Consider the following 23,451-nt stretch of genomic DNA (forward strand, 5'->3'; position numbering starts at 1 on the left):
ATCATGCCCACAAACCCAAAGAAACCCGGCAAAATCATGGCCGCGAACCGCGGCGAAATCGCGATCCGCATTTTCCGCGCCGCCACCGAACTCGGTCTCCGCACCGTCTCCATCTTCGCCGAAGAAGACCGCTTCTCCATCCACCGCTTCAAGGCCGACGAAGCCTACCAGCTCGATTCCTCGAAAGGGCCGGTCGGTGCGTATCTCGATTACGAAGGCATCGTGAAACTGGCGAAGGCAAAGGGCGTGACGATGATCCACCCGGGCTACGGCTTCCTCTCGGAAAACCCGAATTTCGCCCGCGCCTGCGCCCGGGAAGGAATCATCTTCATCGGCCCATCACCGGATCTTTTGGAAAACATGGGCGACAAAACGGCGGCCCGCGCGCTTGCCCACAGGTTCGACGTCCCCACGCTGCCCGGCACCGAGGAGCCGATCACCGATCCCGACGAGGCGCTCGAAATCGCCCACAAGATCGGTTTCCCGCTCATCATCAAGGCAGCCTTCGGCGGAGGCGGGCGCGGCATGCGCGTCGTGGATAAGCCATCGCAACTCCCCGGCCTTCTGGCGGAAGCCCGCGCCGAGGCGGAGAACGCGTTCGGCAATGCAGCCGTTTTCCTCGAGCGCTACATCAAGCGCGCCAAGCACATCGAGGTGCAGATCCTCGGTGACCAGCACGGCAACGTCGTCCACCTCTACGAGCGCGATTGCTCGGTCCAGCGCCGCTACCAGAAAGTCGTCGAGGTCGCACCCGCCATGCACCTCGATCCGAAGATCCGGAAGGAACTCTGCGATGCGGCCGTGAAACTCGCTGCCGGCATCGGTTACAACAACGCCGGCACCGTCGAGTTTCTTTACGACATGGATCAGAACGATTGGTTCTTCATCGAGATGAACCCGCGCATCCAGGTCGAGCACACGGTCACGGAATGCGTCACCGGCATCGACCTCGTCCGCTCGCAGATCCTCGTCGCGCAGGGCAACGCACTTTTCGACGAAGAGATCGCCCTTCCATCCCAGGAAAACATCCCCTGCAACGGCTTTGCCATCCAATGCCGCATCACCACCGAGGATCCGGAGAAAAACTTCGCCCCGGACTACGGCCGAATTCTCAACTACCGCTCCGCCGCAGGCTTCGGCGTCCGCCTCGATGCCGCCTCGGGCGATGCCGGATCCGTCATCACGCCGTTCTACGATTCCATGCTCGTGAAGCTCACCACCATGGGCCGCGATTTCCCCATGGCCTGCCAGCGCATGGATCGCGCACTGCGCGAGTTCCGCATCCGGGGAGTGAAAACCAACATCCCTTTCCTCGAAAACATCATCGCGGATGAGACCTTCCGTTCCGGCCAGGCACACACCAAGCTGATCGATACGAAGACAGAGCTCTTCAAGTTCAGCAAACGCCGCGACCGCGCCACCCGCACCCTCGCCTACCTCTCGGAAATCACCGTCAACGGCAACCCCCACGCAAAAGGCTACAAGCCGTCGGCGATCATGATGCCAGCTGACGTGGGGGCGATCTTCGGTCGCCCATCCGCCTTCGAAGAATCCACCAAACCCCTCCTCCAGGAACTCGGCCCCGAGAAATTCTCCCAGTGGATCCTCGACCAAAAACGTCTCCTCATCACCGACACCACCATGCGCGACGCCCACCAGTCGCTCATCGCCACCCGCATGCGCACCTACGACATGCTCAAGGTCGCCGGAGCCTACTCCGCCCGCACCCCGGAGATGTTCTCTTTGGAAATGTGGGGCGGCGCGACTTTTGACACCGCGATGCGTTTCCTCAACGAGGATCCATGGGAGCGCCTCCGCCGCCTCCGCGAAAAAGTGCCGAACATCCTTTTCCAGATGCTCTTCCGTGGCTCGAACGCGGTCGGTTATTCGAACTACCCGGACAACGTCGTCGCCGGTTTCATCCACCACGCCGCCGACAGCGGGATGGATATCTTCCGCATCTTCGACTCGCTCAACTACCTGCCGAACATGCAGGTCGCGATGGAGACGGTCCGCGAGCACGGGAAATCCATTTGCGAAGCGGCGATCTGCTACTCCGGCGATATCCTCAATCCCGCCCGTTCGAAATACGACCTCAACTACTACATCGCGAAGGCGAAGGAAGTTGAGAAAATGGGCGCCCACATCCTCTGCATCAAGGACATGGCCGGCCTCTGCAAACCGCAGGCCGCCTACAACCTCGTCCACGCGCTGAAACAGGAAATCGGCATCCCCATCCATTTCCACACCCACGACACCTCCGGGCTGAACGCCGCATCCGTCATCGCCGCCTCGCGCGCGGGCGTGGACATCGCGGATCTCGCCATCGCCTCCATGTCCGGCTCGACCTCGCAGCCGAACCTCAATTCCGTCTGCGCCGCCCTCGCCTCCTCCGAGCAGGATCCCGGCTTGGACTTCGATGCGCTCAACGACATCTCCGACTACTGGGAGCACGTCATGGGCTTCTACAAACCCTTCGACTCCGCCCCGCGCGCAGGCACCGCCGAGGTTTACGAGCACGAGATGCCCGGCGGCCAATACACCAACCTCCGCGAGCAAGCCAACGCCATGGGACTCGGCCACCGCTGGCGCGAGATCGCCCGCACCTATGCCGAGGTCAACCAGCTCTTCGGCGACATCATCAAGGTCACGCCTTCGTCGAAAGTCGTCGGCGACATGTGCATGTTCCTCGTCACCCGCGGCATCAAGGCCAGCGACGTGACCAAGATCAAACCCGGCTCCATCGACTTCCCGGAATCCGTCATCGACATGCTCTCCGGCGGCCTTGGCCAACCGGACGGAGGCTGGCCTGCGGACGTGCAGAAGGTCGTCCTCGGCCCCAACCGCAAGATCACCACAAAGCGTCCCGGCGAACTCGCCGAGCCGGTGGATCTGCACGAAACGGCCAAGCAGTTTTTCCGTGATGGCGAGAGCTTCGATACGATCCGGGTGCAGGATGCCCTCTATTCGCACCTCATGTATCCGGCGGTTTACAAGGAATTCCGCGATACCCGCAACCAATACGACGATCTCAGCAAGCTCCCCTCCCCCGCCTTCTTCTACGGCCTCCAGATCGGCGAGGAAATCGAGGTCGAGATCGACCCCGGGAAAATCCTCATCATCAAGCTCATCTCCATCGGCGAGCCGGACGACGAAGGCCGCCGCACCCTCTTCTACGAGCTCAACGGCATGCCCCGCGAATCCATCGTCGTGGACAAATCCCTCTCCACCACCGCCACCGCCGCCCGCAGGAAAGGCGACCCGGACAACCCGTCCCACGTCTCCGCCCCCCTCCCCGGCATGGTCACGGAGATCGCCGTCTCCCCCGGCACCGAGGTCAAGGCCGGCGACAAGCTCGTCATCATCGAAGCCATGAAAATGCTCACCACCGTCTCCGCCCCCGTGGACGGCACCATCAAGGACATCCTCGTCAAAAAGGGCGTCCAGGTGGACTCCGATGATCTGCTGGTGGCGATGGAGTCTTAGCCAGCGGCGTCCCGGGGCGTGGGGGCGATCTTCGGTCGCCCTCCCCCCGAGACTCCACAAACGACAACGGCGACCAAAGATCGCCGCCACTCCTTGCCCCTGGTTTTTCGGCTGGATTCGGGTTCACCGTTTGGCTATCTTGCAACCGTTGAATGAAAGACCGCCCCTACCTCAGCCGGATCGCGATCGCCCGCTCCACGAAGTCATCGAGGAGTTCGGAGAGCGCTTACGCCCAGGTGGACCGTATGGCGAAATCGACGAATGGTCCGTTTACGACGAAAGTTTCCGAAGGCTCCGGGCCTGGGCGGAAGAAAACGGATGCTACCAACCGCATCTCAGTCCTTTGAGGGAAGGCGGCAGGGAACACAATCTCGCCCTCCCCGGCATCCTCACGGAAATCGCCGTCTCCCCCGGCACCGAAGTCAAGGACGGCGACAAGCTCGTCGTCATCGAGGCCATGAAAATGCTCACCACCGTCTCCGCCCCCGTGGACGGGATCGTGAAGGAAATCGTCGTCAAAAAAGGCATCCAAATCGACTCCGATGACCTGCTCGTGACCCTGGAGTAGGCGCGGAGACGCACCTACTCCTTATTCAAAAGGCCTAGGAAACCGCCGTTTCCCCAAGCACCGAGATCAATGCCCAACGATTTCGGTAATCACAAGGTTTTCAGAAGGAGTAGAATAATCTTCTATATTGTATCTTACAGGCTTTGCATAGCCCATCTGAATCTTTCTGTTGGATAAGCAAGCTAATGATGTTCCAATTACTGATGGTTTTGAGTTCATTGGTATCACGATCGTATTACAATCAACTCTACTTTTCGCAACTTCTAGAACTGCCAATTTTGTTGATTGAATTTCACGTGCTGAAAATTTAAAAGTCTCGACGATACCGTGGGAATAATAGCTTATGACTTTTTCAACGAATTCTCTCTGCTTCGTGTAAAAATCTTGGGTGAAACTTTCTTCTTCCGGCACTATCCCGAGCGACAAGCAGTTAGGCTCGTAATTAGCAATTATCTCTGCGGATCTTTCGAACTCGTATCCTGGCAATAAAATAAGATGATTGCTTCTGGATGGGATAATATATCCGGAATATCCAATAACTGATCGAACTTTGCTCACCCCCCTGGAAAGCCAGTGTTTTTCATCTCTCCCATATCCACTAGCTGGATTATATAAGTATGTTATTGGCGTATTTTCACCCAAATAAGCGAATATAACCCTTAGTAAAATAGAAAGAGACTCTCGCGTAAATGCGGTAATATCGATGGCAACAGAGCGTTGAGCATGAGACTCCAGATTACGGAATTCCTGTACGAAAGCATCAGTAGTCTTTATCGGGTCGTTACTGTCTGTGGCGATAGGGAGGCAAGAAGATCCGCTTTCTTCATAGCGAGCGAGCACACTATTGAGATTTTCTAAATTGTAATCATTATTAACATTACAAGCTAATAATCCCAATTTAATTTTTTTTAGGTCGAGGTTATTTATTACGCTTAACGATCTTCCCTCAAAACTTGCGGAAGAAATAAATATATCAAGACCACCAGGGAAATATTGGCCGATCTCAACCAAGGGGCACGTGATAGATTTTCGCATATTAAAATAATTCCATTTGATCAGAATCGAAAGTACGTTCGAAACCGAGGCTTTCTAATGAACGCAAATAGAACTTTGGATTCAATAGGGCATTTCGCATGCTATTGTTGGTGACAAATAGGTACCCAGCAAAACTAGTTGGATCCAAATTAAAACACGGTGCGAGCCTTCGGTTCAATATGTAAAGTTTAGTTCTTCCATTACCCTCCTTGTTCCCAATGCTGGAAACATGGAAATATCCCTCTTCGATTCCCAATCGTAATACACCTAGGACTTCACGATCTGGCTTATCGGAGAAAGCGATAGAGAAAACACGGCGCTCTGAGCGATCCGAATTTAGGAGAAGTGAGAAAGTCCCTCCAAGTGATAGTAAAAGATTTTCTAGTTTCTCAAACTGTGTTAACTCTCCTACTTGGACAATAGTGTCTTCTTCCTCTACTTTTTTACGGTCTTCTAGATCACTGTGTAAAAACTTGTTCGCAAACTCTCTTATTTTTTCATTCTGTATTGCAGGCTCGATATACTTGATCTCTGCTTTCACCGCCTTAGATTTTGCTTCGCTGTACATTTGCGAAGCCGGTTCGAGAAAACATCTTACAATGCCAGATGAAATATTTACTAGCTGATCAAAGCCCGAATATGAGTATGTGTGAGTCGATTTTCGTGGCCCACCTAATTCCTTGATGAAATCGGGACGTGCGTATCTTGTAACGTCATCTCGTTTCCTATGACCGCGGCCTTCTCCAGAATCCCAAGTCTCAGCAATTCGCGCTTTGATCTTGTCGATAGCTTCCACTTGCTGAGGATCCTCCGGAAAAAATGATTGGGCGCTTTGATCTATTCCCGCTTTCCTAAGGCGTTTATCAATAATGGCAGCGATTCGATCAGAATAAGTCTTATTCTTCGTGGTATATACTGTGGATATTTCTATTTCTGAAAAATCATGTGGTGCATCAATGCTTTGTCCAGAATGCGTAAGATAGGTCTTGTAGCGGAGCTGTGTTGATACTTTTATGCTCACATCTGAGTGCGTCCGTGTACCGATCCAAGAATTCAATATTTTGGTCTGAGCAAAGTTCAGATTATCTGCATCGTCTAATAGTAAAAATACTGGACTATTCGGGAAACATTTTAAGTAGGATTTTGTTTTTTTGAAGAAAGGCAAAAGAAAATCATGGTATCCGCAAAGTGGTCCATCATAATCTTCAATTGGAAGGCGATCCAATGCCAGATCCTGCAAGAAATTATTGATTTGCTCGACTAACTTCAGAGAAATATCGTGCATCACTGAGAAAAAATCCTTCAGTGTTTTTGGTGTTTCTAGTCCGTCAGGTTTTTTCCATCTGCAAATCTCTAGTCGTTTTATAAAGCATTCATTAAATGCCAAAGAAATATCATTTTCTGTTATATTTTTGTCTTCCAGAGGAATTATCCCGGATGTTAACGTCTCCAGGACTTTCTCCAGTATGTAAATAGTTAAAACGTGTTCATTTATAATGTAATTTGCAGCATGTCCCTCAAGCCTCTTTAACTCTGTGAGATTAGCCTGCATATTCTTAATGGGCACCCACGCCGCAAAATACGGTAATTCACTTACGCCAATTTCCCTAGACAGGGATTGGCAATCAGGTTGCATATATCGGAACATCATGCTCTTCCCGCAGCCACGCGGCCCGTGAATGAAGGTGTGACCTGTACTGGTCAGTTTTTCAAAGTCAGTAAATACATCCACAAACAAATCGTGTGCATCTAGCGCAGAGATATCTTCCGGACTTTGAACTACGAAAGGATTAGCTTTAAGTAAATCAGACATGGGCTTGAAATTCCTCGCACTGCTTTTTCAAAGACGCCCCATCGAGATCGTCAAATTCCTCGCATAGTTCCTTGATTGTTTTTTCAATATGCATAGGATATCCCTTTTCTTTAATTACATAAGAGTGTATTCTAAATGCTTCTGTGGAATTACAAAAAGCGGATAATGTTACATCAATCTTTTGGATATTAACAGAGTAACCACGCATGAATTTCATACAGTAAATCATTTCGCAGAATGCTTTTTGTGTACGTTTATGGATTTCATCTAGCAAATATTTTTTGAGAATATTACCGCCTTCATCTTTTCGATAGCCGAATTCAGTAAGCATATCGTCTGGATACAAGCAAAATTCCATTTTGATACGTTGATTTTGGCGGTCGACTTTGACGGTTTCCAAACATTTTGCGAATCGATGGTAGATTTGACTTTCTTCTGGGATTTGACCATTTTGTAAGCCGAATTCATCCGCTCTACTATGCTCATCGGCTAGTTCGTCAGCCAATCTCAAGATAGCAGCAAGGAGTTGAGGGCGTACTTGCTTACCCATCAGATCTTGAGTTCCCTCACTGATTATTGTTCCTATTGTGTCCTTGTCTCCATCTACAGTTCCGCCATGTGAGCTTGCGATCTTCGCAATTTGTCGCTGCTCAGAGGCCTTAAGTTTATTGAAATCGGCTATTTTTCCAACTATGTCCAAGATACGGCTCTCGTGTCCTTCCCTGCCGTAAATATTTCCTACGTCATGACAGTGAATGCTTATTAGAAGTAGAAAACCTTCGTATGGAGTTAAGTTGGTCGAAAACCCCGAATTCGATGAGGTATTAATCAGTGCTGATGCTCTCCGCATCACCATTTCAATATGTTTTGGTCCATGATCGGTCAGAAAACCACCTTTATTCCTAATTGCTGCATAAGCAGCGACATTGTTGTGAACTTTAGTATTTAGTTCATGTTCAATGTTCAGGAAAATGGCATCATATTGTACTGACCCATGGTTAGGAAAATCTTCTGGATTTTTACGGAATGAGTTGATGACCCAAGAGGCAAAATGATTGGAATGGGGAGCTTTCATATGCCTCAGCGGTGATTGATTAATTGTTTGAAAACGACTTTAGCTAGTAGTGGAGGCACTGCATTACTCACTTGTTGTTGTTGTGTTCCAATCGAACCGTGGAAAACAAAGCGGTCGGGGAATGATTGGATGCGTGCAGCTTCCCGTACGGAAAGTCCCCTGTCCTGGTCGGGGTGTACTAGCATGTTCTTCCGATAGTTAGCGATCACTACAGAGGGAGAGTCCCAAACGAGTCGCCTGTAAATTCCGCTGTGCCGGCTACGGTTGTCTTTTAGATTCGTGTAATTTTTCATTAAACGCGACGGAATATCTGTCCAATTCCCTCCTGGTGGTATGTGAGCGTAGCGTTTTATCACTGTCGAATTGTTCGCGGTAACCAGATGTCCGGTTGTTTTTCTGAGTGATTCGCGCATTTCAATGGCGTAATCAGAAGGTCTTCTGCGTCCGTAAGGTAGTTCATTGATATTCGCGCCTACTGTGAGATTTGGCAGGTCGCTGATCGCTTCTCTGACCGTGACGTGTAATTTTACCGTCGGAATTGGAGGCGGAGGAACAGGTTTTTTTTTTCTACCTATAATAAATACACGTGAACGCATTTGCGGAACCCCGTAATCGGCTGCACAGAGAGTCCAAACAGTAGTGTTGTATTCGAGTTCTTCCAATCCATCGATAATCAACCTTTCAAACTGACCTTCTGCGGTTCCACGCAGCCCTTTTACATTTTCTAAAAGTACCCATTCAGGACTTGCCACACGCGCGCAACGAAGAACCTCTTGAAACAACCAGTTTCCGGGGTTTTGAAAATTGCGTGTACGCTGATTTGCTGTTGAAAAACCCTGGCATGGGGGACCACCGAAGAGAATAGTAGTTGTTCTGCGCTTCGGTTCAGGGGTGAAGCTGCGAACATCTCCCTCTAGAAGTTTGGTGACTGGGTGGTTACGACGAAATGTTTCGGCAGCTGAGGGATTGTTCTCGACGGCTTGCGACACTCTAATCCCCGCAGCTTCGGCTCCAAGCGAAAGCCCACCGGCACCCGCAAAGAGATCGATTCCTAGGATGTCTTTCATTTGTAAAGTTTTAAGAAGGGTGTATTTACTGCCGTCGCGACCTAGGTAGGCTGGATTTCTGCCTTTTTACTGTCAACGATTGATTCGAGTCCTCCAATATTTTCAAATTTTGCAGCAGTTATCGGGTTTTATAGTCGATTTCTGAATGGGCTACCCGCTATTTCACGTTTTTGGAGCGACGTGAAGCCCGTGGGAAGGTCTTCATCTGCTGGTGTGGACACTCCGATCAAGCCAAGGCGCGGAACGCGCTTACTCCACGTAGGAAGAAAATAGTCAAGGGGGATTCGGGAATGGATTTGGAGGAGGATGGGATGGAGGCGGGGAGAGCCGTCTTTTCAGGCGGCTGGATTTGGATACGGCTTCATCGTGCCGGGCGAATGGGCTGGGGTTCCGCTGCCGCCTGAAAGGACGGCTCTCCATGAGGCATGGGCGGGAAGCGGTTGTGGAAGAGGGAGGAGAGGCGGGTGAGGGAGTCGTTGGCCGGGTTGAGGAGGGTGCCGATGGCTTCGGAGCTTCCGGGGCCTTCGTGGTTGCCGCTGCCTTTCTCCGCGCGGGCGGAAACGGCGGTCTCTACGGCATTCATGGGCGGCATTCACGGGCGTGCTTTTACAACCGCAGTTCTACCCGCCTGCGGTAAATCGGGAAGGATAAAAGGCGGGGGTGTGGATCCAAACCGGTAGGGCTGATCCGGCCCGGTCGGCCCTGATCAATCACGGAGGAGCCGTGATCACGGAACGGGGGTGAGACCGCAGTGAGGCGGGCATTTTGTTTCGGGATCTCACTTCCGCCAGGGTGAGCGGGACGTTGGATTTCGGAAATGGGCCGACCGGGCCGGATCAGCCCTACCGGAAAGATGGGCGCGAGCTGGCCGATGGAAAAGTGTGTCAAAGTGGCGCGATTTGGAGCGAAGTAAAAATGAAAGGAAGTAAGAAATGCGGAGAATTGATTCGCAAGTCGTTGGAAATCAATGGAATCCATTTTGAGCGGGTGATGAAAACAGGCAGAAGTGCAAATGAGCGAAAATAAGAATCACCTGCCCCAGGAGGGAATGTAGCGGGTGTATTTGTTCCCTTGGGATTCGTCGGCGGGAACAATGAACCCCGCTTTTTTGGCTGCGGCAATGATGCGGCTCGGTCGGCCCTGATCCATCACGGAGGAGCTGTAATCACGGAACGGGAGTGAAATCGCAGTGAGGCGGGCTTTTTGTTTCGGGATCTCACTCCCGCCAGGGTGAGCGGGACGTTGGATTTTAGAAATGGGCCGACCGGGCCGGATCAGCCCTACCGGATACCCCTCGTCAGCTCCGCGGGCGCTTCAGCGAGGAAGAGGCCTTGCTCGGCGGCGATGGCTCGAAAGATCCCGAGTTCCTCGGCGTGATAGGTTGTGCCGCCATGAAGGCGCGAACTTGCCTCGCAGCTTTTTCCGAGCTGCGCAACAAGTGGCGGGAGCGGGACTCCCGGAGTTTCTGGACATCGATCACGCATTCAGGTTAGCCTCCGCACGGGAGATGGGAAAGGGAATTCTGGGTGGGCGGGGTGTGAGGGTGAGTATCGCGGTTCCGTGCGGGAAGAGGTGCGGTATGGCGGGCTATCCTCCCGGAGCACGGAAGAATCCGGGCCTTCCGTATCAGCGGGCACGGCAGACCGCAGGGCCACCGCCCGCTCCCGCATCGCATCAAGCATCGCGAGCTTCTCCATGATGCCGCGTGAAGCCAGCCCGCGCCGGTGGGCGCGCTTGCTCTCGATGATTCTGTGGAGGTCGAAGGTCATGGGGAATCGGAAAGGAAAAGCCGGGTGAAGGATTGCCATGCCCCGGCGCTCTGGTGCCGATCCAAGATGGCCTGGAAAACGTCCGCGTCCAGCACTCCCGCCTCGATGAACTGGAGCAACCTCGCCTTGTCCTTCCCCCTCCATCATGCAGCCAAGGGACGCAAGGTAGTCGAAGATAGCCTGCGGGCTGATCAACAACGATCCGCTTTCCTGCTTGAAGGAATCGAAAATGTCCACATCGAGCGTGGACACCGGCTCCAGATGGAACGTAGCCCCGACCGCGCCGCCGATGGCGTAGCCCTCGATCACACCGGCGGTCTCTACGGCATTCATGGGCGGCTTTCACGGGCGTGCATTTTTCAACCGCATTTCTACCCGCCTGCGGCAAAGCGGGAAGGATAAAAGGCGGGGGTGCGCAAGGAATCCCGCTTTGAAGATTCAACCGTGAATGGACGCGAATTTCCACGAATGATTCCAAGCGGATACCCAGCCAGCTTCATCGCTCTGTAACCATGGCCGCTCTTCCCTCCGTGCATTCCGTTACTTCCGTGGTTCAACCTCTTCATTCGCGCCCATTCGCTGATAGATGACCGCAGTGGGGAGGGTTGTGGCCGGTTTCCGTCCGGGGTTCATGGGGCGCACCTACTCCGGGAGGGAGCGGAGAATGCCAAGGGCAGATACATTTCTGCCGGAGGTTGGCGGATAATCCCTTTTCCCGTGCGGCGGTGACCACTCATGGTGACGCATACGGAGCGGACATGGGCAAGGGATTTCTGGGGCGTCAACCGGCGTACGTTGCAAGGGTGAACCCACCCCGCAACACTCCAAAGTCGATGGCACGAATCATCGCGGCGTACATATCAGCAGCGTGGTGAGTAGTCCCTCGTTAAGACGGACAACCCCTGCACTGTAAGTAGCCTCAATCCGCCGGGTCGTTTTTCTCTTCCTGACGGAAATCGGGGAAAACGAGGATGCGCGGCGCGCGGCCCTCCCGTTGATTGAAGATGAAGGCAAGGCTGCGACTCCGCGGGTCGTGGAGCCACCTCGTCTCGCAGATCGGATACATGCGCTCATCGCCCCGGATGCGATAGGCCAAACTCACGGGAAAATCGGTGGCTCCTTTCGCAGGCGGATTTAGGGTGGTTCGGGATTGCGGTTTGATGAGGAGTTTCTCCGAGCCCAACTGTCCGCCAACCAGATGATCGGTCAGGTTGATCCAGAGCATCTGGCCGCGCCGGAGGCTGCCCTTTCCGGCCTCGATGACCTGCATGCGCACCGGAGCCACATTATTGGACGGGTCGCTCGTAACCAGCAGGTAGAAATCGGCAACCCCTTCCGGGATCGCGGTGGTGGGAGCTCCGGGAGGGAGATCCTCCGGATTTGCAATGGGAACCGGAAGAAGGGATATCGACAGTTTTCCCGGTGGCAGCTCATACACCTGGGAGAGATTCAGCCCTGGCAGCTCGACCTCGCGCGAGCTGGTGCCGTCGAACAGGTGGAGCGTTTGCGGTGCCGAGGAGGGTCGCTCCAGAAAGAGGATGCGGCAGGTGTGCTTTTTCGCCTCCTGCCCGAGTGCGGTGCAGCAGAGAAGCGATAATGCCAGGAGTTGTAGCGAGTTTCGTCTCAAGGGCGCTTTGGAAAATGGATTTGTGGGTGCAATGCTGCTTCAGACTTCATCCGGGGACAACCATCGGAAGGCCTCGATCTCGAAACGGCGGCCAAAGGTTTCGTTGGCCGGGATTGTGGGTGCGGAGGTCAGGTCAGCCGCTTCGGCGGGATCGACAAAATCCCGGGTGCGCACGACGGTCGCCTCGCACCATGCCTTGGCAATCACTTTCCCGGCCTTGTCGCGGGCATCGCCGTAGGCGCGGATCGTGAAGGTGTCGTCGCGGGCGGAGAGGATGGGGGCGAGCGGTGTGAGGACATCCGCCTGCCGGATCCAGCCGGGCAGGCCGTATGCGCTTTTGCCCTTGGCCGCCTCCGGATGGAGGTAACCGGCTCCCACGAGCTTCGGATCGTTCGGATTCAGCGTATCTTCGGAAAGCCCCCTGAGCACCTTGTTGGGGTCGGTCGCCGCGTCCTCGGAAATCTTGTTGAGCGCCGTCTGCACCGCACCTGCAAGCGCCAAATCCCCGCTGCCGAGCTGGCGGTTCACGAATTCGGAAAGCGAAAGGAAGGGCCCGCGCAGCCTGACCTGCTCGACGATCTTTTCGGCGAGGGCATCGAGCGTTTTTTCATCGAACACCCGGTATCCCGTGAATTCCGAACTTTCCGGGAAAGCTCCGGACATTCCCGGTTCACCGGCTTTCACATCCCCCGCGACCGAAGACCGGGAGACGGGGTGATCGGTCTCCCCGGAAAGGGCGATGCCCGTTTCGGTATGATAAGGCACCTTCTGCTTCCGGGCGTGGCCGAGCAGGGCGCGCCATGCGGTGACGGAGGTGGAGTTCACGTTGAACATGCCCTCGACCTCAAGCCGGGAGGCGACGCGCTGCCAGCCGTCGAAATTTAACATGTCGTCCACCAGCTTGTCCTGCGCGGCGGCGTTGAGCGCGCTGTCCTCGGGGATCGCCCGGTAGCTGCGGTTCGCCAGCGGCAGGCGGCCGCCGAGAAACTCCTTGTAGCGCTGCTTGAGGTCGTAGCGCATGGCGTTTCCGAAACCCTGCGGCTCGGGCGCGATGGAGGAGAAGAACCAGTCGTCGAAGAGCACGTGGTTCGCGCAGTAGGGATCGTCGTATTGGAGGCCTTTCGGGTTGTAGCCCTGGGAGACGGCATTGGCGGGGATGAGGGGCGAGGCGTCGCTGTTGCCGATGATGTTGAGCTGGAAAGGAGGCAAGGGGTTGTGACCGCGCAGATCCCAGTTCTGGAGCTCCGCGAGGGAGGCAAGCGGGCGCAGCGGGAGCTCGTTCAGGATCACGCGGGAAAGGCCTTCGGCTGCATCGAAGCCGGAGATGATGTAGCCGCGGTCGTTCGTGTTGTTCGCGTTCGGCAGGCGGCTGTCGCCGCCGAGCGGGTGGGCGATGAAACTGTAGTCGAAGGCCGAATTCGCCGGGTGGTTCGCGCCGGGATTCGTCTGGTTGTGGCGCATGTTCGTGTGGCTCACCAGCGGGCTGGTCTGCGCGAGCCCCCGGCCGGGCATGCTGGTGTTGCTCGATACGCGGGAGCCGAACACGGTGGAAAAGAAGGGCCGCCAGGTTCCCTCGATCTCCATCGCCTGAGGTGAAGGGAGCTGTTCCGAGGTGATGTCCGGCCAATATTTCGCGGCGGTGCCGCCCGGAACCGTCATCAGGTAGCGCTGCCTTACGTTTCTCGTGTCCGTCGCGGTGAACAAATCGAGGAAGATGCCCGTGCCCGGCCCGACGATGTTGATGAGGTTGTCGAATTTCAGGTCGAGCTTGATCTTGTCCCCGCCTTTGAGAGCCGGCCCGAGGAAGTCGATGTTCCTGAAGTGGCCTCCGCTGGGGTTGTATCCTGCTGCCATGTTAATTTTCGTGGTGTTGATGACCTGACCCGGTGCGGGGCTGAAGACCCTTGTCTCGCCCGGTTTGAGCGTGAAGGCGCTGGCGATGTTGTATTCCATGCCTTGCAGGTTGAAGAGCACCTGGGGATAGTTCGCGATCAGGCTGTCCTGGCCGGCGGTGGCGGTGCCGGTCATGAGCTTCCGGTAATCCGGCAAAGGCGTGCCATCGCCCCTGTAGTAGCGCAGCACGCAGGGCGGTGATTTCGCCATCCGTATCATCATGCCTGAGGAGGGCGTGTTGATCGAGACGTTGTAGGGGTTCCACAAGGTCACGACGGGCGTGATGAGGAGCTGGAGACGGTAGGTTTTGGGGTTGGTCGCAGGTGTGATTTCCAGCGTCCTGTGGGAAAACAACCAGTGGACGCGCGCGATGAGCGGAGTGGTGCGGATCGTGTGGAGGAACTGGTAGTAGTCGATGTCCTTCATCGTCGTGTTGCCGATGCTGTCATCGATGCGCGGCCAGGAGAACGGGATGGAATTGCCGCCGGCCGTGGGGCTGATGCGCTGGTAGGCGGTCGCGTAATCCACAAGGTTACGCCACGAAGTCACCGCCCCATGCTTGGAATACGGGTAGCCGGTGGCGACCGTGCTCGGATACTCGCTCCATGGATAAAAGACCGACTGCGCAGCCATCGGGGACGGAACGGCGGGCCTTTCCACGGCGCTGGAGTCGCCCGTGGGGCTGATGCGGAAAAACGGCAGGCCGCTGGCGTTCAGCTTGTCCCAGTTTTCCGTGACCAGCGAGAGATCCTTGCGCCAGCCGCCGGTGGCGGTGTTGGTGAGGAGCCCGACCGAATGGATGGATAGGTCGTGGAAAAACTCGCGGGGTGTGGTGGCGGCGCCCGCTTTGGCGATGAAGTCGCTGGTGTTCCTTGAGACAACCTTTGGCAATGCGGATGAATCTGTTAGAAGCGCTTCCAGCTCAAAGGGTTTCGGATCCGCCACCGCATGGCTCTTGGCGATATCCGACCAGCCTGCCGCGGTATTGTTGGCGGGACCGTAGGCCTGGGGCAGGCGTGCTTTCTGATTTTCCCCGCTCACCCACCAAGCGTAGGATCCCGTGCCATTCTCCAGTGTCAGCGGGGGCAGGTGAACCTGTCCGGGCTGCGCGCCCAGCGTTCCTCCGGACAACATGGGGACGGAATCCCCGGTCTGTCCCGGGTACGCCAGACTTGCGGGATCTGTAGGCGCGTTCGCGGAATCGGCACCGGAGACTAGCCAGGAGAGGAAGCGGCCACCATCCGCTCCGGATCTCTTCTTTGAATCGTAATCCGGTGCGACCGGGCGTCCTGTTGTTTCATGATCCGTTCCCTCCCAACTGCGCCACACCCCGGTCAGCGGCGGGCTGCTCTCATCCACGATGCCTGAGGGAGCCGTGACCCGCGTGTCCGGCCCAGCGTGCTTCTGGAGTTCCCCGATGGCGATCATCAGCGCCAGCCTGGCGTTCGCGCGAGCCTGCCCCTGTGCCGAACCCTGCGAGGTGCTTCGCAGAGTGACTGCCGAAAGGCCCAGCAAACCCACGGCGAGGATCGCCAGCAACACCATCAGGGACAGCGTGACCACCAGCGCGAAACCGGGAGCTTTTCCACTTCGGATGTAGGGCTTTTTCAGCATGGACTCTGTGTTTTCTGCCGGAATCTGGATTGGTGTTTTCAGGTATCAGCCACCCAAGGAAAATGCTCCGCCTCGAATCCCGGGGCGGAGCATTGAGAGGAACCCGAACGCGTTCTCACGAATGCGCCGACATGCGTGATCAGTTCCGGCGGCGGCGAAGAAGTGCGAGGAGACCGAGGCCTCCGAGCAGGGCTGCGGATGGCTCGGGGATGGCGGTGCCGATCACTCTCAGGGAATCGATCTGGAGCCCGTCCGCATTGGTCCCACTTGTTGTCTCGAAGAACATGAAACGAAGGCCGCCGTTACCTGCGCTCACCCAGCTTTGCGATGTATCGTCCGCACTGAGACTCGCACCGCTGATGTCGATGCTGTAGGTGCCTGCGGCATTGATGGTCTGGGTGCCAAGAATCACTGTGGTGGTGTCCGGTTTGCGATAGCCGAATTCCCACCGGATATCTCTGGTGGTGGCAGTAGGAAGAGTGATCTCGACAGAAGTCAGAGTATAGGATGTCCCCGGGTTCGCTAGACCGAGTATGAAATCCATCCGTGTGGGCGCGCCGAATGACGTTGCGGTGTGCAGATCATTATTCAAAGCCGCGGTGCCGCTGCCATTGTAGAACCAGTGGGCCGTGCTTGCAGTGCCACCGATTACAGCCAACGAAGCGTTTGCGGTTGGGATCACGCTTGCCAGTTCCGTGAACTGAGGATCGGTGCCAGGGATCGTGCTGGTGGAGATCTGAGCGTTGGCTGTGCCGGAGAAATTGACCTCGGCAAGAGTGATGGCGGCCTGGGATGAGACCGGCATCAGCGAGAGGCCAAGGGATAGGCAAATGGCTAGGATGTGGTTGGTGTTTTTCATGGATTTGTTTAGAGGGCCTGGGATTTTGGAACTGAAAATTTCGAGTTCTCACGAAAGCGCCTGCCATCGTGATCAGTTCCGGCGCCTGCGGAGGAGAATCAGAGTCCCCAGGGCACCGAGCAGGGCTGCGGAGGGTTCGGGAACCGTCACAAGGGAAAAGTTGTCATACAAGCCCGCACCAGTGGCAGTGTTGATGATTTCAAAGTTGACCTCACCACTGTCTCCGCCGGTGCCAAACCCGTATGCGATGTTCGAGGCGACCTGGATGCCGTTGATGAATGCATCATAGGTGCCCGTCGTTGCCGTGGTGCGCGTCGCGACCAGGGAGTAGCTGTTCTGATTGTTGATGCTCCATCCGGACACAAGAGTGGCGAGAGTTGCATTCGATACTCCTGTGTTGACCTGGCCGCCGGTAACGGCACCGCCGTAAAACTGTAAGTTACCATTGCCAAATGCGACGAAACCGAACCGTGATTGCGCACGCTCGTCTCCCGTGTGGGTGCTGAGATAGGGGGATGTCCATTGATTCGTTGCCCCGGTGTATTGGAGATTGAATGACATGGTGAATCCCGAAACGGCGGACAAGTCGACGCTGGTGAGAGCCGGCTCGAAATCCGCATTGTTGCGCACGCCTCCACCACCAGGCACGTTCAATTGATTGCTGACAATGGTGCCGCCGCTAGCAAACTTAGTCCATGTTGATCCCGCCGGAGCCGCGCCTCCGGTGGATTTCAGCGTGCCATCTTGGCGGGACGCTAGATTCAGGTTCAAGTCGGTATTGTTGGCGGTGTTGAAATTGTCCGTCAACAAAAGAACGCTGGCGGCCTGGGATGAGACCTGCATCAGCAGGAGCGCGGAGAAGGTCGCCAGCGCGGTGCACTTGGATTTGGTTAATTTCATGGTTTTCGTTGGGATGTGGTTCATCGGGCAATGTGGATTCTGTATCGAAATCTGATGACCACGTTGGGTAAGCCCTCCAAGTTGGTGAACGTTACAGATTTTTTTCAATTGTTTCTAAGCGGCACCCCAGCCACCCGCGATACGGGTTATTTCCGTGGCAATGTGGATTCCGCCTGATCCGGAGCCTCGGCGACGAAGTTCAGGCGGATGTCATCGATGAAGGACGATCCCTGGCCCGTGGAAACGATGCGCAGCGTGGTGGAGCCGCCGGAAAGGGACAAGTTCCCGCTGGTGTAGGATTGGTAGGAGCCGACGGGCGGCCTCAGATTCATCGCGCCGTCGAAACCCAGGATCTTGCCGTCGAGAAGAACCTGGAAAGGCGCCGCTCCCCCTCTTCGTCCCGCGGCTTCGAAACTGAGGCTGTAAATGACCCCAGGTTCGAAGCCCTGTATGGTGGTTTCCAGCACTGCTCCCGCGTTTTGCAGAATGGCTGCCTGTGACCCTTCTGGGGCTGCGGGAGGTCTGAAGTCACTTTGATTTGCGGTGATCCCGGCGCCGGCCATAAACACCCATGTCGCCCCGCCAAGGTTCCCGCGACCGGCTCCATGGGCTTGCTTGAATCCATATTTCGGCTGTGCAGGGTTCTCGAAGCCGCCGTCGGAAATGGATGGCACGCTGCGGGAGACGCTCACCGAGTCGATGAGCAAGGTGGAGTCTCCGGAGGCGGCTTGGCCGCGGATTTCGATGTTGGCGGTGGGGCCGAAGACGCGGAGGGGGCTGCTGACGATGCGGCGGAAGGCGTCGGTCTTGGTGATGAGTCCGGGATGCTCATAAAAACTCTCGCCGAGATCGAGGGTAACGGAGGTATGGGTGGCGGGGCTTGCTCCAGCATTTGTGTAGCCGCGCTCGTTCACGAAATAGGTGACCGAGTAGGTTTTCGTGGGATCGAAGCCGCTGACGGATTGCGCGATGGCTCCCTTGCCCTGTATGAAGGCGACATTCGCTCCATCATGCGCGGGCCGGGTGAGGAACGGAATGTCGCGCCCTCCCGCCCCCACGGTGCCTCCACTGGTTCCCCACGCGCTGATCGGGCCGTATCCTGCCCGATTGCGCTGTCCGGCCAAGCTTTCCATGTTCTCGAAGCCCGGATTGCGAATGATCAGCGCGTCAGGTATGGATGTGGTGAAGCGCGAAGTATCCACCGGAATTTGGACGAGCATTCCGCTGGCATCCAGCCGCCGCGCCTGCCCGGCCTTTAGAATGATCTTATGTTTCTCGTGATCCTCTGTCACGCAGCTCGCCTCGACCATGCCCTTGGTGACATGAATTTCGTGGTTTTTGCCCCTCAGGGCCACGACACCGAAACGCGTGCCGAGATCCACGACACGGATCATTTGTGTCTCCACCGCGAATCCAGCGGCATTGGATGGCACTTCGAACCATGCGATGCCATCGGCGAGGGAGATGCGGTCGTCGGCCAAGACGGTCATGTCGCAGGGTGCCTCGACCACGAAGCGCGCACCGGATTCGAACATCCCTTCCAGGATACCCCTGGACAATCTCAGCCGCGATCCCTTGGCGAGAGCCTTGCCCGCCGGCGCCTTATCGCCCACGGCAGCGTGGGTCAGGGTGAAAGCGGAATCCGGTGCGACCTGGAATTTGGCATAGGTTTCGGGTCGCTCCGGAGCCATTTTCAGCCACAAGGCTATGAACGAGACCAGGAGCACGGCGGCGGCGGCCAGCAGGGAATTCCTGAGGAGAGTCCGGCGCTGGCGGGCGAGAAGGAGCTCGATCGGGATGATGGGCACACGCCTGATCTCCGCTTTTGATGCCGCCTGTTCCTCAATTACGCTGTGAAGGGTGGCAAGCTGGTGGAAGAGTTCGCGGCCTTCGCGGCTGCCAAGTAATTCAGCATCGAGCCGGGCAGCCTCCCCTTCCCCGAGCGTTCCGTCCAGCAGCCCGAGGATGCGGAATTGGAGATCTTCCTTTTGCTCCGGGCTCATGCGGGGTGCCCTCCCATGGTTTTTTCAATGCATTCCCTAAGGGCAATCCGAGTGCGCATGAGAGCCACGCGGAGTGCCGAGGCCTTCCTGCCGGTCTGCTCCGCGTAATCCTCGATCGAACGACCCCGTTGGTAGCGGTATTCGATCAGCTCTCGCTGGGTTTCGGTGAGCTTGGATTTGCATTTGTCCAGGGCGTCCAGGTATTCGTCGTGGCTGCCTTCGTCGGGCACTTCCGCAGCAAGCATGTCGAGCAGTTCCTCGGAAATCAGGATGCGACCGTAACGTTTCGTGCGGCTCCGCTGGTGCAGCACCTCCAGGCGCGCGATCGTGAACGCCCAGGCGAGGAAATTGGAGCCCGTGCGGTAGCGCGCGCGGCTCTTCCAAAGCACGAGATTGGTTTCCTGAACCACATCCGTCACATCCGGGCTGCCGGGCATAAGAGTCACGACAAAGGCCCGGATCCTCCCTTGGCTCGCTGTCAGCTGACTGACGAACTCCTGCAACTGCAGCCCATCCCCCGCGTTGTCCACGGTGTTTTGGGAAGGTGCAGGCTCACTCATCGTCCTAGCAAAGCCCAAGAATGCGGGAAACGTTACAAAAATATCGGGTTTAGTGCGGGGATGCCCGTAACATGGCGGATGAACAAGTCCGGCGACGCGGCGAAACGCAAGGAACTCGGCCTCAGCCCCGTGGCGGATCGGGGAGGCTATTCGGCGCTTTCCACAGGCGGCGCATCGAGCACCTCGATCTCGGTGTAGTGGGTCACGAAGGATTGCAACGGAGTGCAGGCATCGATATCGCCGCCCCACAGACCGACATCCTTAGCCCTTAGCTCGAACTCGATACCAAAGCTTTGCGCAGGCGCGAGCGACTGGGAAAACTCATGCGTCAGTATCCCGAAAACCTTGCTGGTCGATCTCGGTTTCGGAGTCACCGATACGATCTCAAACCCATCCAGCAACTCATCGTAAACATCAAGGTCGGCGAGTTTCATGGCCGATGACCCGTCGTTTTTCACCGAAACCTTGAGCTTGAAAACCTCGCCCACCAGCACGCTATCCGGATGATCCACCGTCAGCCCGAACTTCGGCGACTCGCTGCTCACCAGCCAGTATCCGACCGCACCGATGCCGAGCCAAACCATGGATGTGACCGCCATCGTGATGATCGCAGTGAGGAGGATGGTCCTGTTGCGGTGGCGTGCTGTGTCCATGACGGAATCTGCACCATTTCATGCCTTCATGGCAATGCCCGTTGCGCCTCGGTGAATCGAACCAACCGATCAGGTCCGGCAAGTCGATGTCCGGCCAATGCAGCCAGGAAAGGCCGATGTCGGGTCGCCCACCCCCAGAGCCGCGTGTATCGCGGTGAAATCCTGCTGCGATGGGAAAATGCAATATGCCCAGCAGACCAAGTCGATGTGATACCCCCCTGTCCTGCGAGTAGGATTCCCGTTTCCCGTGCCGCGCCAAGAGTTCCTCGCCAGCGGCGCAAACCATCGCCATCCCGTCTTGGGGTTTTGTGGAAAATCGGTAGGGATGCTCCGGAAAGCTACGCTTGCTTCCAACCACCCTGTTGACGCTCAGCAACCGAAATCCCGGCAAGCACCGCGAAGCCAACCACAGGTGATCGAGCCGCGGCGTGGGTCGTTTCACCAAAAGGAATTTACCGCCTGTTTGATTGCCAGATATCGCCTTCGGCCAGCGCGGATTTCACGCCCTCGCCCTTGAGCCATTCCATTGCCGCCTTGTCGCCTTTCAGGTGAGCGTCCCAGAACGCGGTCGTGAGGGCGAGGATGGCCTTGTGGTAACGGCTGTCCTTTTGGACACCCTTGCGCTGGCCGAAGTCCATGTGCGTCGCGCCATCGAAGACAAGCTGCCACGCCGGTGCCTTGGCGAGATTGGGGAAAACCTCCAACCTGTCCTCCGGCGTGCCCCCACCGATCGGGCTGTCGTCCCTGGTTCCGGTCAGTAGCAGGCACGGCAACGTGATCGAGCCGAAGGCTTTTCCCGGATCACCCAGCCTTGGCTTGCTCGGGCTCATCATCACCGCCGCACCGATGCGTTTCTCCAGATAGGAAATCCGACCGCCGGCGAAGGTCTGCCCGGCCATCGCCTGGGTTGTTACCGCGCCGAAGGAATGCCCGGACATGCCGATGCGCCCCAGATCCATGCGCCCCTTCAGTGCATGGCCCTTCTGATTTCCCAAGGACTCCAGCGCATCGATCACGGCGGGGATATCCGCCACCCGATCCGCAAAGGCCTCCGCGGAGGCAGCCGCCTTCATTGCCGCCATCCGGTTCATCGGCCGCTCGCCCTTCCACACGCTTTCATCGCTGCCGGGATGCTGGACGAAAACCACCACGTATCCCCGCTTCGCCCAATGGTTCCCCAGGTAGGGATTGTTATCGCGGGAGCCGCCGAGGCCGTGGGAGAAAATCACAAGCGGAGCCGCAGCACCGTTTTCCGGAAGATAGGCGCGGATCGGAATCACGCGGTCGCGGGACTTGTCAGTCACATCGAAGGCAAGGGATTTCACTTCCTCATCCCCGACGGAGAGCGGATCGTATGAGCTTGGCTTCGCATTCGCGGAGGCAACAAGGACTGCTGCGGCGAGCAGGGTGAGAGAACGGATCATCCGGGCGTAACACCGGAAATCCGCATGTGTTGCGGAAAAGCAGGTTGCGGACATTCCTTTCCTCCCCATGTTGCCATCCCATGAGCGAAACATTCCACGGATGGGCGGCGAAGGCCGCGGGGGCGGAACTTGAGGAATTTGATTTCGATCCCGGCGAGATGCGCCCGGAGCAGGTGCAGGTGAAGGTCGAGTCCTGCGGCATTTGCCACTCGGATCTCTCGATGATCGACAACGAGTGGGGCATGTCGGAATACCCGCTCGTCGCCGGCCATGAGGTCATCGGCACCATCGAGAAAATCGGAGATCAGGCCAAAGGACTGGCCGTGGGCGACAGGGTCGGGCTCGGATGGTTCGCCGGAAGCTGCCTGTCCTGCCAGCCCTGCCTTTCCGGCAGGCAACAGCTTTGTTCCGGAGCGCAGGGCATGATCGTCGGCCGCCATGGCGGCTTCGCCGACAAGGTGCGGGCAAACTGGGAATGGGCGGTGAAACTCCCCGGGGCGCTTGATCCGGAAAGTTCCGGCCCGCTGTTTTGCGGGGGCATCACGGTGTTCGCTCCCATCGCGGATCTCGGCATCAGACCTACGGATAAGGTCGGTGTCATCGGGATAGGCGGGCTGGGGCACCTCGCGCTGCAGTTTCTGAACGCATGGGGCTGCGAGGTCACTGCATTCACATCCAGCAAATCCAAGATGGCCGAGGCGAAAGCGCTAGGTGCCCACAAGACCGTCAGCAGCACCGATAGCGGGGAGCTCAAAGCCATCGCCGGAACCCTCGATTTCATCCTCGTCACCGCGAACGTTCCCCTCGACTGGGATTCGTTCATCGGTGCTCTCGCCCCGGATGGGAGGCTGCATTTTGTCGGTGCCGTCCTTGAGCCGGTGCCGGTCGCCGCGTTCTCGCTCATAGGCGGCAGGAAATCCATCTCCGGCTCCCCGCTCGGATCCCCTTCCACAGTCGCCACGATGCTGGAATTTTGCGCCCGCCACAAGATCGCACCTGTCACCGAGACCTTCGCGATGGACGACATCAACGCCGCCCTCGATCACCTCCGCGCGGGCAAGGCTCGTCACAGGATCGTATTGAAACGGTAGCCATCCCCGCATAG

19 protein-coding genes are annotated in these 23,451 nt (G+C 56.7%); 5 read left to right on the forward strand and 14 right to left on the reverse strand.

The features are described 5' to 3' along the window. Window positions 1-36: 36 nt before the first annotated feature. The 3 genes from HZ994_01980 (at window position 37) to HZ994_01990 (ending at window position 4,054) form a co-directional block, all read left to right on the forward strand. The gene (locus HZ994_01980) at window positions 37-3,486 is read left to right on the forward strand and encodes a pyruvate carboxylase (protein QTN34297.1); all 3,450 of its coding nucleotides are present in this window, start codon (window positions 37-39) and stop codon (window positions 3,484-3,486) included. A 152-nt stretch (window positions 3,487-3,638) separates the two neighbouring features. Beyond that, entirely contained in the window at window positions 3,639-3,833 is a 195-nt protein-coding gene (locus tag HZ994_01985) for a hypothetical protein (GenBank protein QTN31143.1), read from the forward strand. Then, a complete protein-coding gene (locus HZ994_01990; protein QTN31144.1) occupies window positions 3,830-4,054 on the forward strand; it encodes a hypothetical protein in 225 nt (74 codons plus the stop codon). Before HZ994_01985 ends, HZ994_01990 begins: the two co-directional genes overlap by 4 nt. Window positions 4,055-4,120: 66 nt before the next feature. On the opposite strand, the gene HZ994_01995 is transcribed toward HZ994_01990, so the two are convergent. The 5 genes from HZ994_01995 to HZ994_02015 form a co-directional block, all read right to left on the reverse strand. Continuing rightward, window positions 4,121-5,065, reverse strand: coding sequence for a hypothetical protein (locus HZ994_01995; protein QTN31145.1), 945 nt, complete (start codon window positions 5,063-5,065; stop codon window positions 4,121-4,123). A 25-nt stretch (window positions 5,066-5,090) separates the two neighbouring features. Then, entirely contained in the window at window positions 5,091-6,902 is a 1,812-nt protein-coding gene (locus HZ994_02000; protein QTN31146.1) for a hypothetical protein, read from the reverse strand. Continuing rightward, window positions 6,895-7,977, reverse strand: coding sequence for a hypothetical protein (locus HZ994_02005; protein QTN31147.1), 1,083 nt, complete (start codon window positions 7,975-7,977; stop codon window positions 6,895-6,897). The genes HZ994_02000 and HZ994_02005 overlap by 8 nt, the downstream gene beginning before the upstream one ends. Before the next feature lie 5 nt (window positions 7,978-7,982). Then, a complete protein-coding gene (locus HZ994_02010) occupies window positions 7,983-9,044 on the reverse strand; it encodes a DNA cytosine methyltransferase (GenBank protein ID QTN31148.1) in 1,062 nt (353 codons plus the stop codon). A gap of 361 nt (window positions 9,045-9,405) precedes the next feature. Next, entirely contained in the window at window positions 9,406-9,627 is a 222-nt protein-coding gene (locus HZ994_02015; protein ID QTN31149.1) for a hypothetical protein, read from the reverse strand. Between the two features lie 209 nt (window positions 9,628-9,836). On the opposite strand from HZ994_02015, the gene HZ994_02020 reads away from it, so the two are divergent. Then, entirely contained in the window at window positions 9,837-10,070 is a 234-nt protein-coding gene (locus HZ994_02020) for a hypothetical protein (GenBank protein QTN31150.1), read from the forward strand. 458 nt (window positions 10,071-10,528) lie between these two features. Here HZ994_02020 and HZ994_02025 read toward each other — a convergent pair whose 3' ends face one another. The 9 genes from HZ994_02025 to HZ994_02065 form a co-directional block, all read right to left on the reverse strand. After that, the gene (locus HZ994_02025; GenBank protein ID QTN31151.1) at window positions 10,529-11,146 is read right to left on the reverse strand and encodes a hypothetical protein; all 618 of its coding nucleotides are present in this window, start codon (window positions 11,144-11,146) and stop codon (window positions 10,529-10,531) included. A 586-nt stretch (window positions 11,147-11,732) separates the two neighbouring features. Then, on the reverse strand, window positions 11,733-12,440 hold the full coding sequence (locus HZ994_02030; GenBank protein ID QTN31152.1) for a hypothetical protein: 708 nt from the start codon (window positions 12,438-12,440) through the stop codon (window positions 11,733-11,735). A gap of 39 nt (window positions 12,441-12,479) precedes the next feature. Beyond that, complete coding sequence (locus tag HZ994_02035; protein ID QTN31153.1) at window positions 12,480-15,947, reverse strand: hypothetical protein; 3,468 nt, start codon at window positions 15,945-15,947, stop codon at window positions 12,480-12,482. A 139-nt stretch (window positions 15,948-16,086) separates the two neighbouring features. Then, on the reverse strand, window positions 16,087-16,806 hold the full coding sequence (locus HZ994_02040) for a PEP-CTERM sorting domain-containing protein (GenBank protein QTN31154.1): 720 nt from the start codon (window positions 16,804-16,806) through the stop codon (window positions 16,087-16,089). A 72-nt stretch (window positions 16,807-16,878) separates the two neighbouring features. After that, window positions 16,879-17,706, reverse strand: coding sequence for a PEP-CTERM sorting domain-containing protein (locus HZ994_02045; protein QTN31155.1), 828 nt, complete (start codon window positions 17,704-17,706; stop codon window positions 16,879-16,881). Between the two features lie 146 nt (window positions 17,707-17,852). Next, window positions 17,853-19,709, reverse strand: a complete 1,857-nt coding sequence (locus HZ994_02050; GenBank protein QTN31156.1) for a FecR domain-containing protein — start codon at window positions 19,707-19,709, stop codon at window positions 17,853-17,855. After that, on the reverse strand, window positions 19,706-20,269 hold the full coding sequence (locus HZ994_02055; protein QTN31157.1) for a sigma-70 family RNA polymerase sigma factor: 564 nt from the start codon (window positions 20,267-20,269) through the stop codon (window positions 19,706-19,708). The genes HZ994_02050 and HZ994_02055 overlap by 4 nt, the downstream gene beginning before the upstream one ends. A 146-nt stretch (window positions 20,270-20,415) precedes the next feature. Further along, a complete protein-coding gene (locus HZ994_02060; protein QTN31158.1) occupies window positions 20,416-20,922 on the reverse strand; it encodes a hypothetical protein in 507 nt (168 codons plus the stop codon). A gap of 452 nt (window positions 20,923-21,374) precedes the next feature. Next, a complete protein-coding gene (locus tag HZ994_02065) occupies window positions 21,375-22,346 on the reverse strand; it encodes a dienelactone hydrolase (protein ID QTN31159.1) in 972 nt (323 codons plus the stop codon). Between the two features lie 80 nt (window positions 22,347-22,426). Between HZ994_02065 and HZ994_02070 the strand changes: the two genes are divergently transcribed. After that, entirely contained in the window at window positions 22,427-23,437 is a 1,011-nt protein-coding gene (locus tag HZ994_02070) for an NAD(P)-dependent alcohol dehydrogenase (protein ID QTN31160.1), read from the forward strand. Window positions 23,438-23,451: the final 14 nt, after the last annotated feature.

It is taken from the genome of Akkermansiaceae bacterium (genome assembly GCA_017798145.1).
Lineage (GTDB): Bacteria > Verrucomicrobiota > Verrucomicrobiia > Verrucomicrobiales > Akkermansiaceae > Luteolibacter.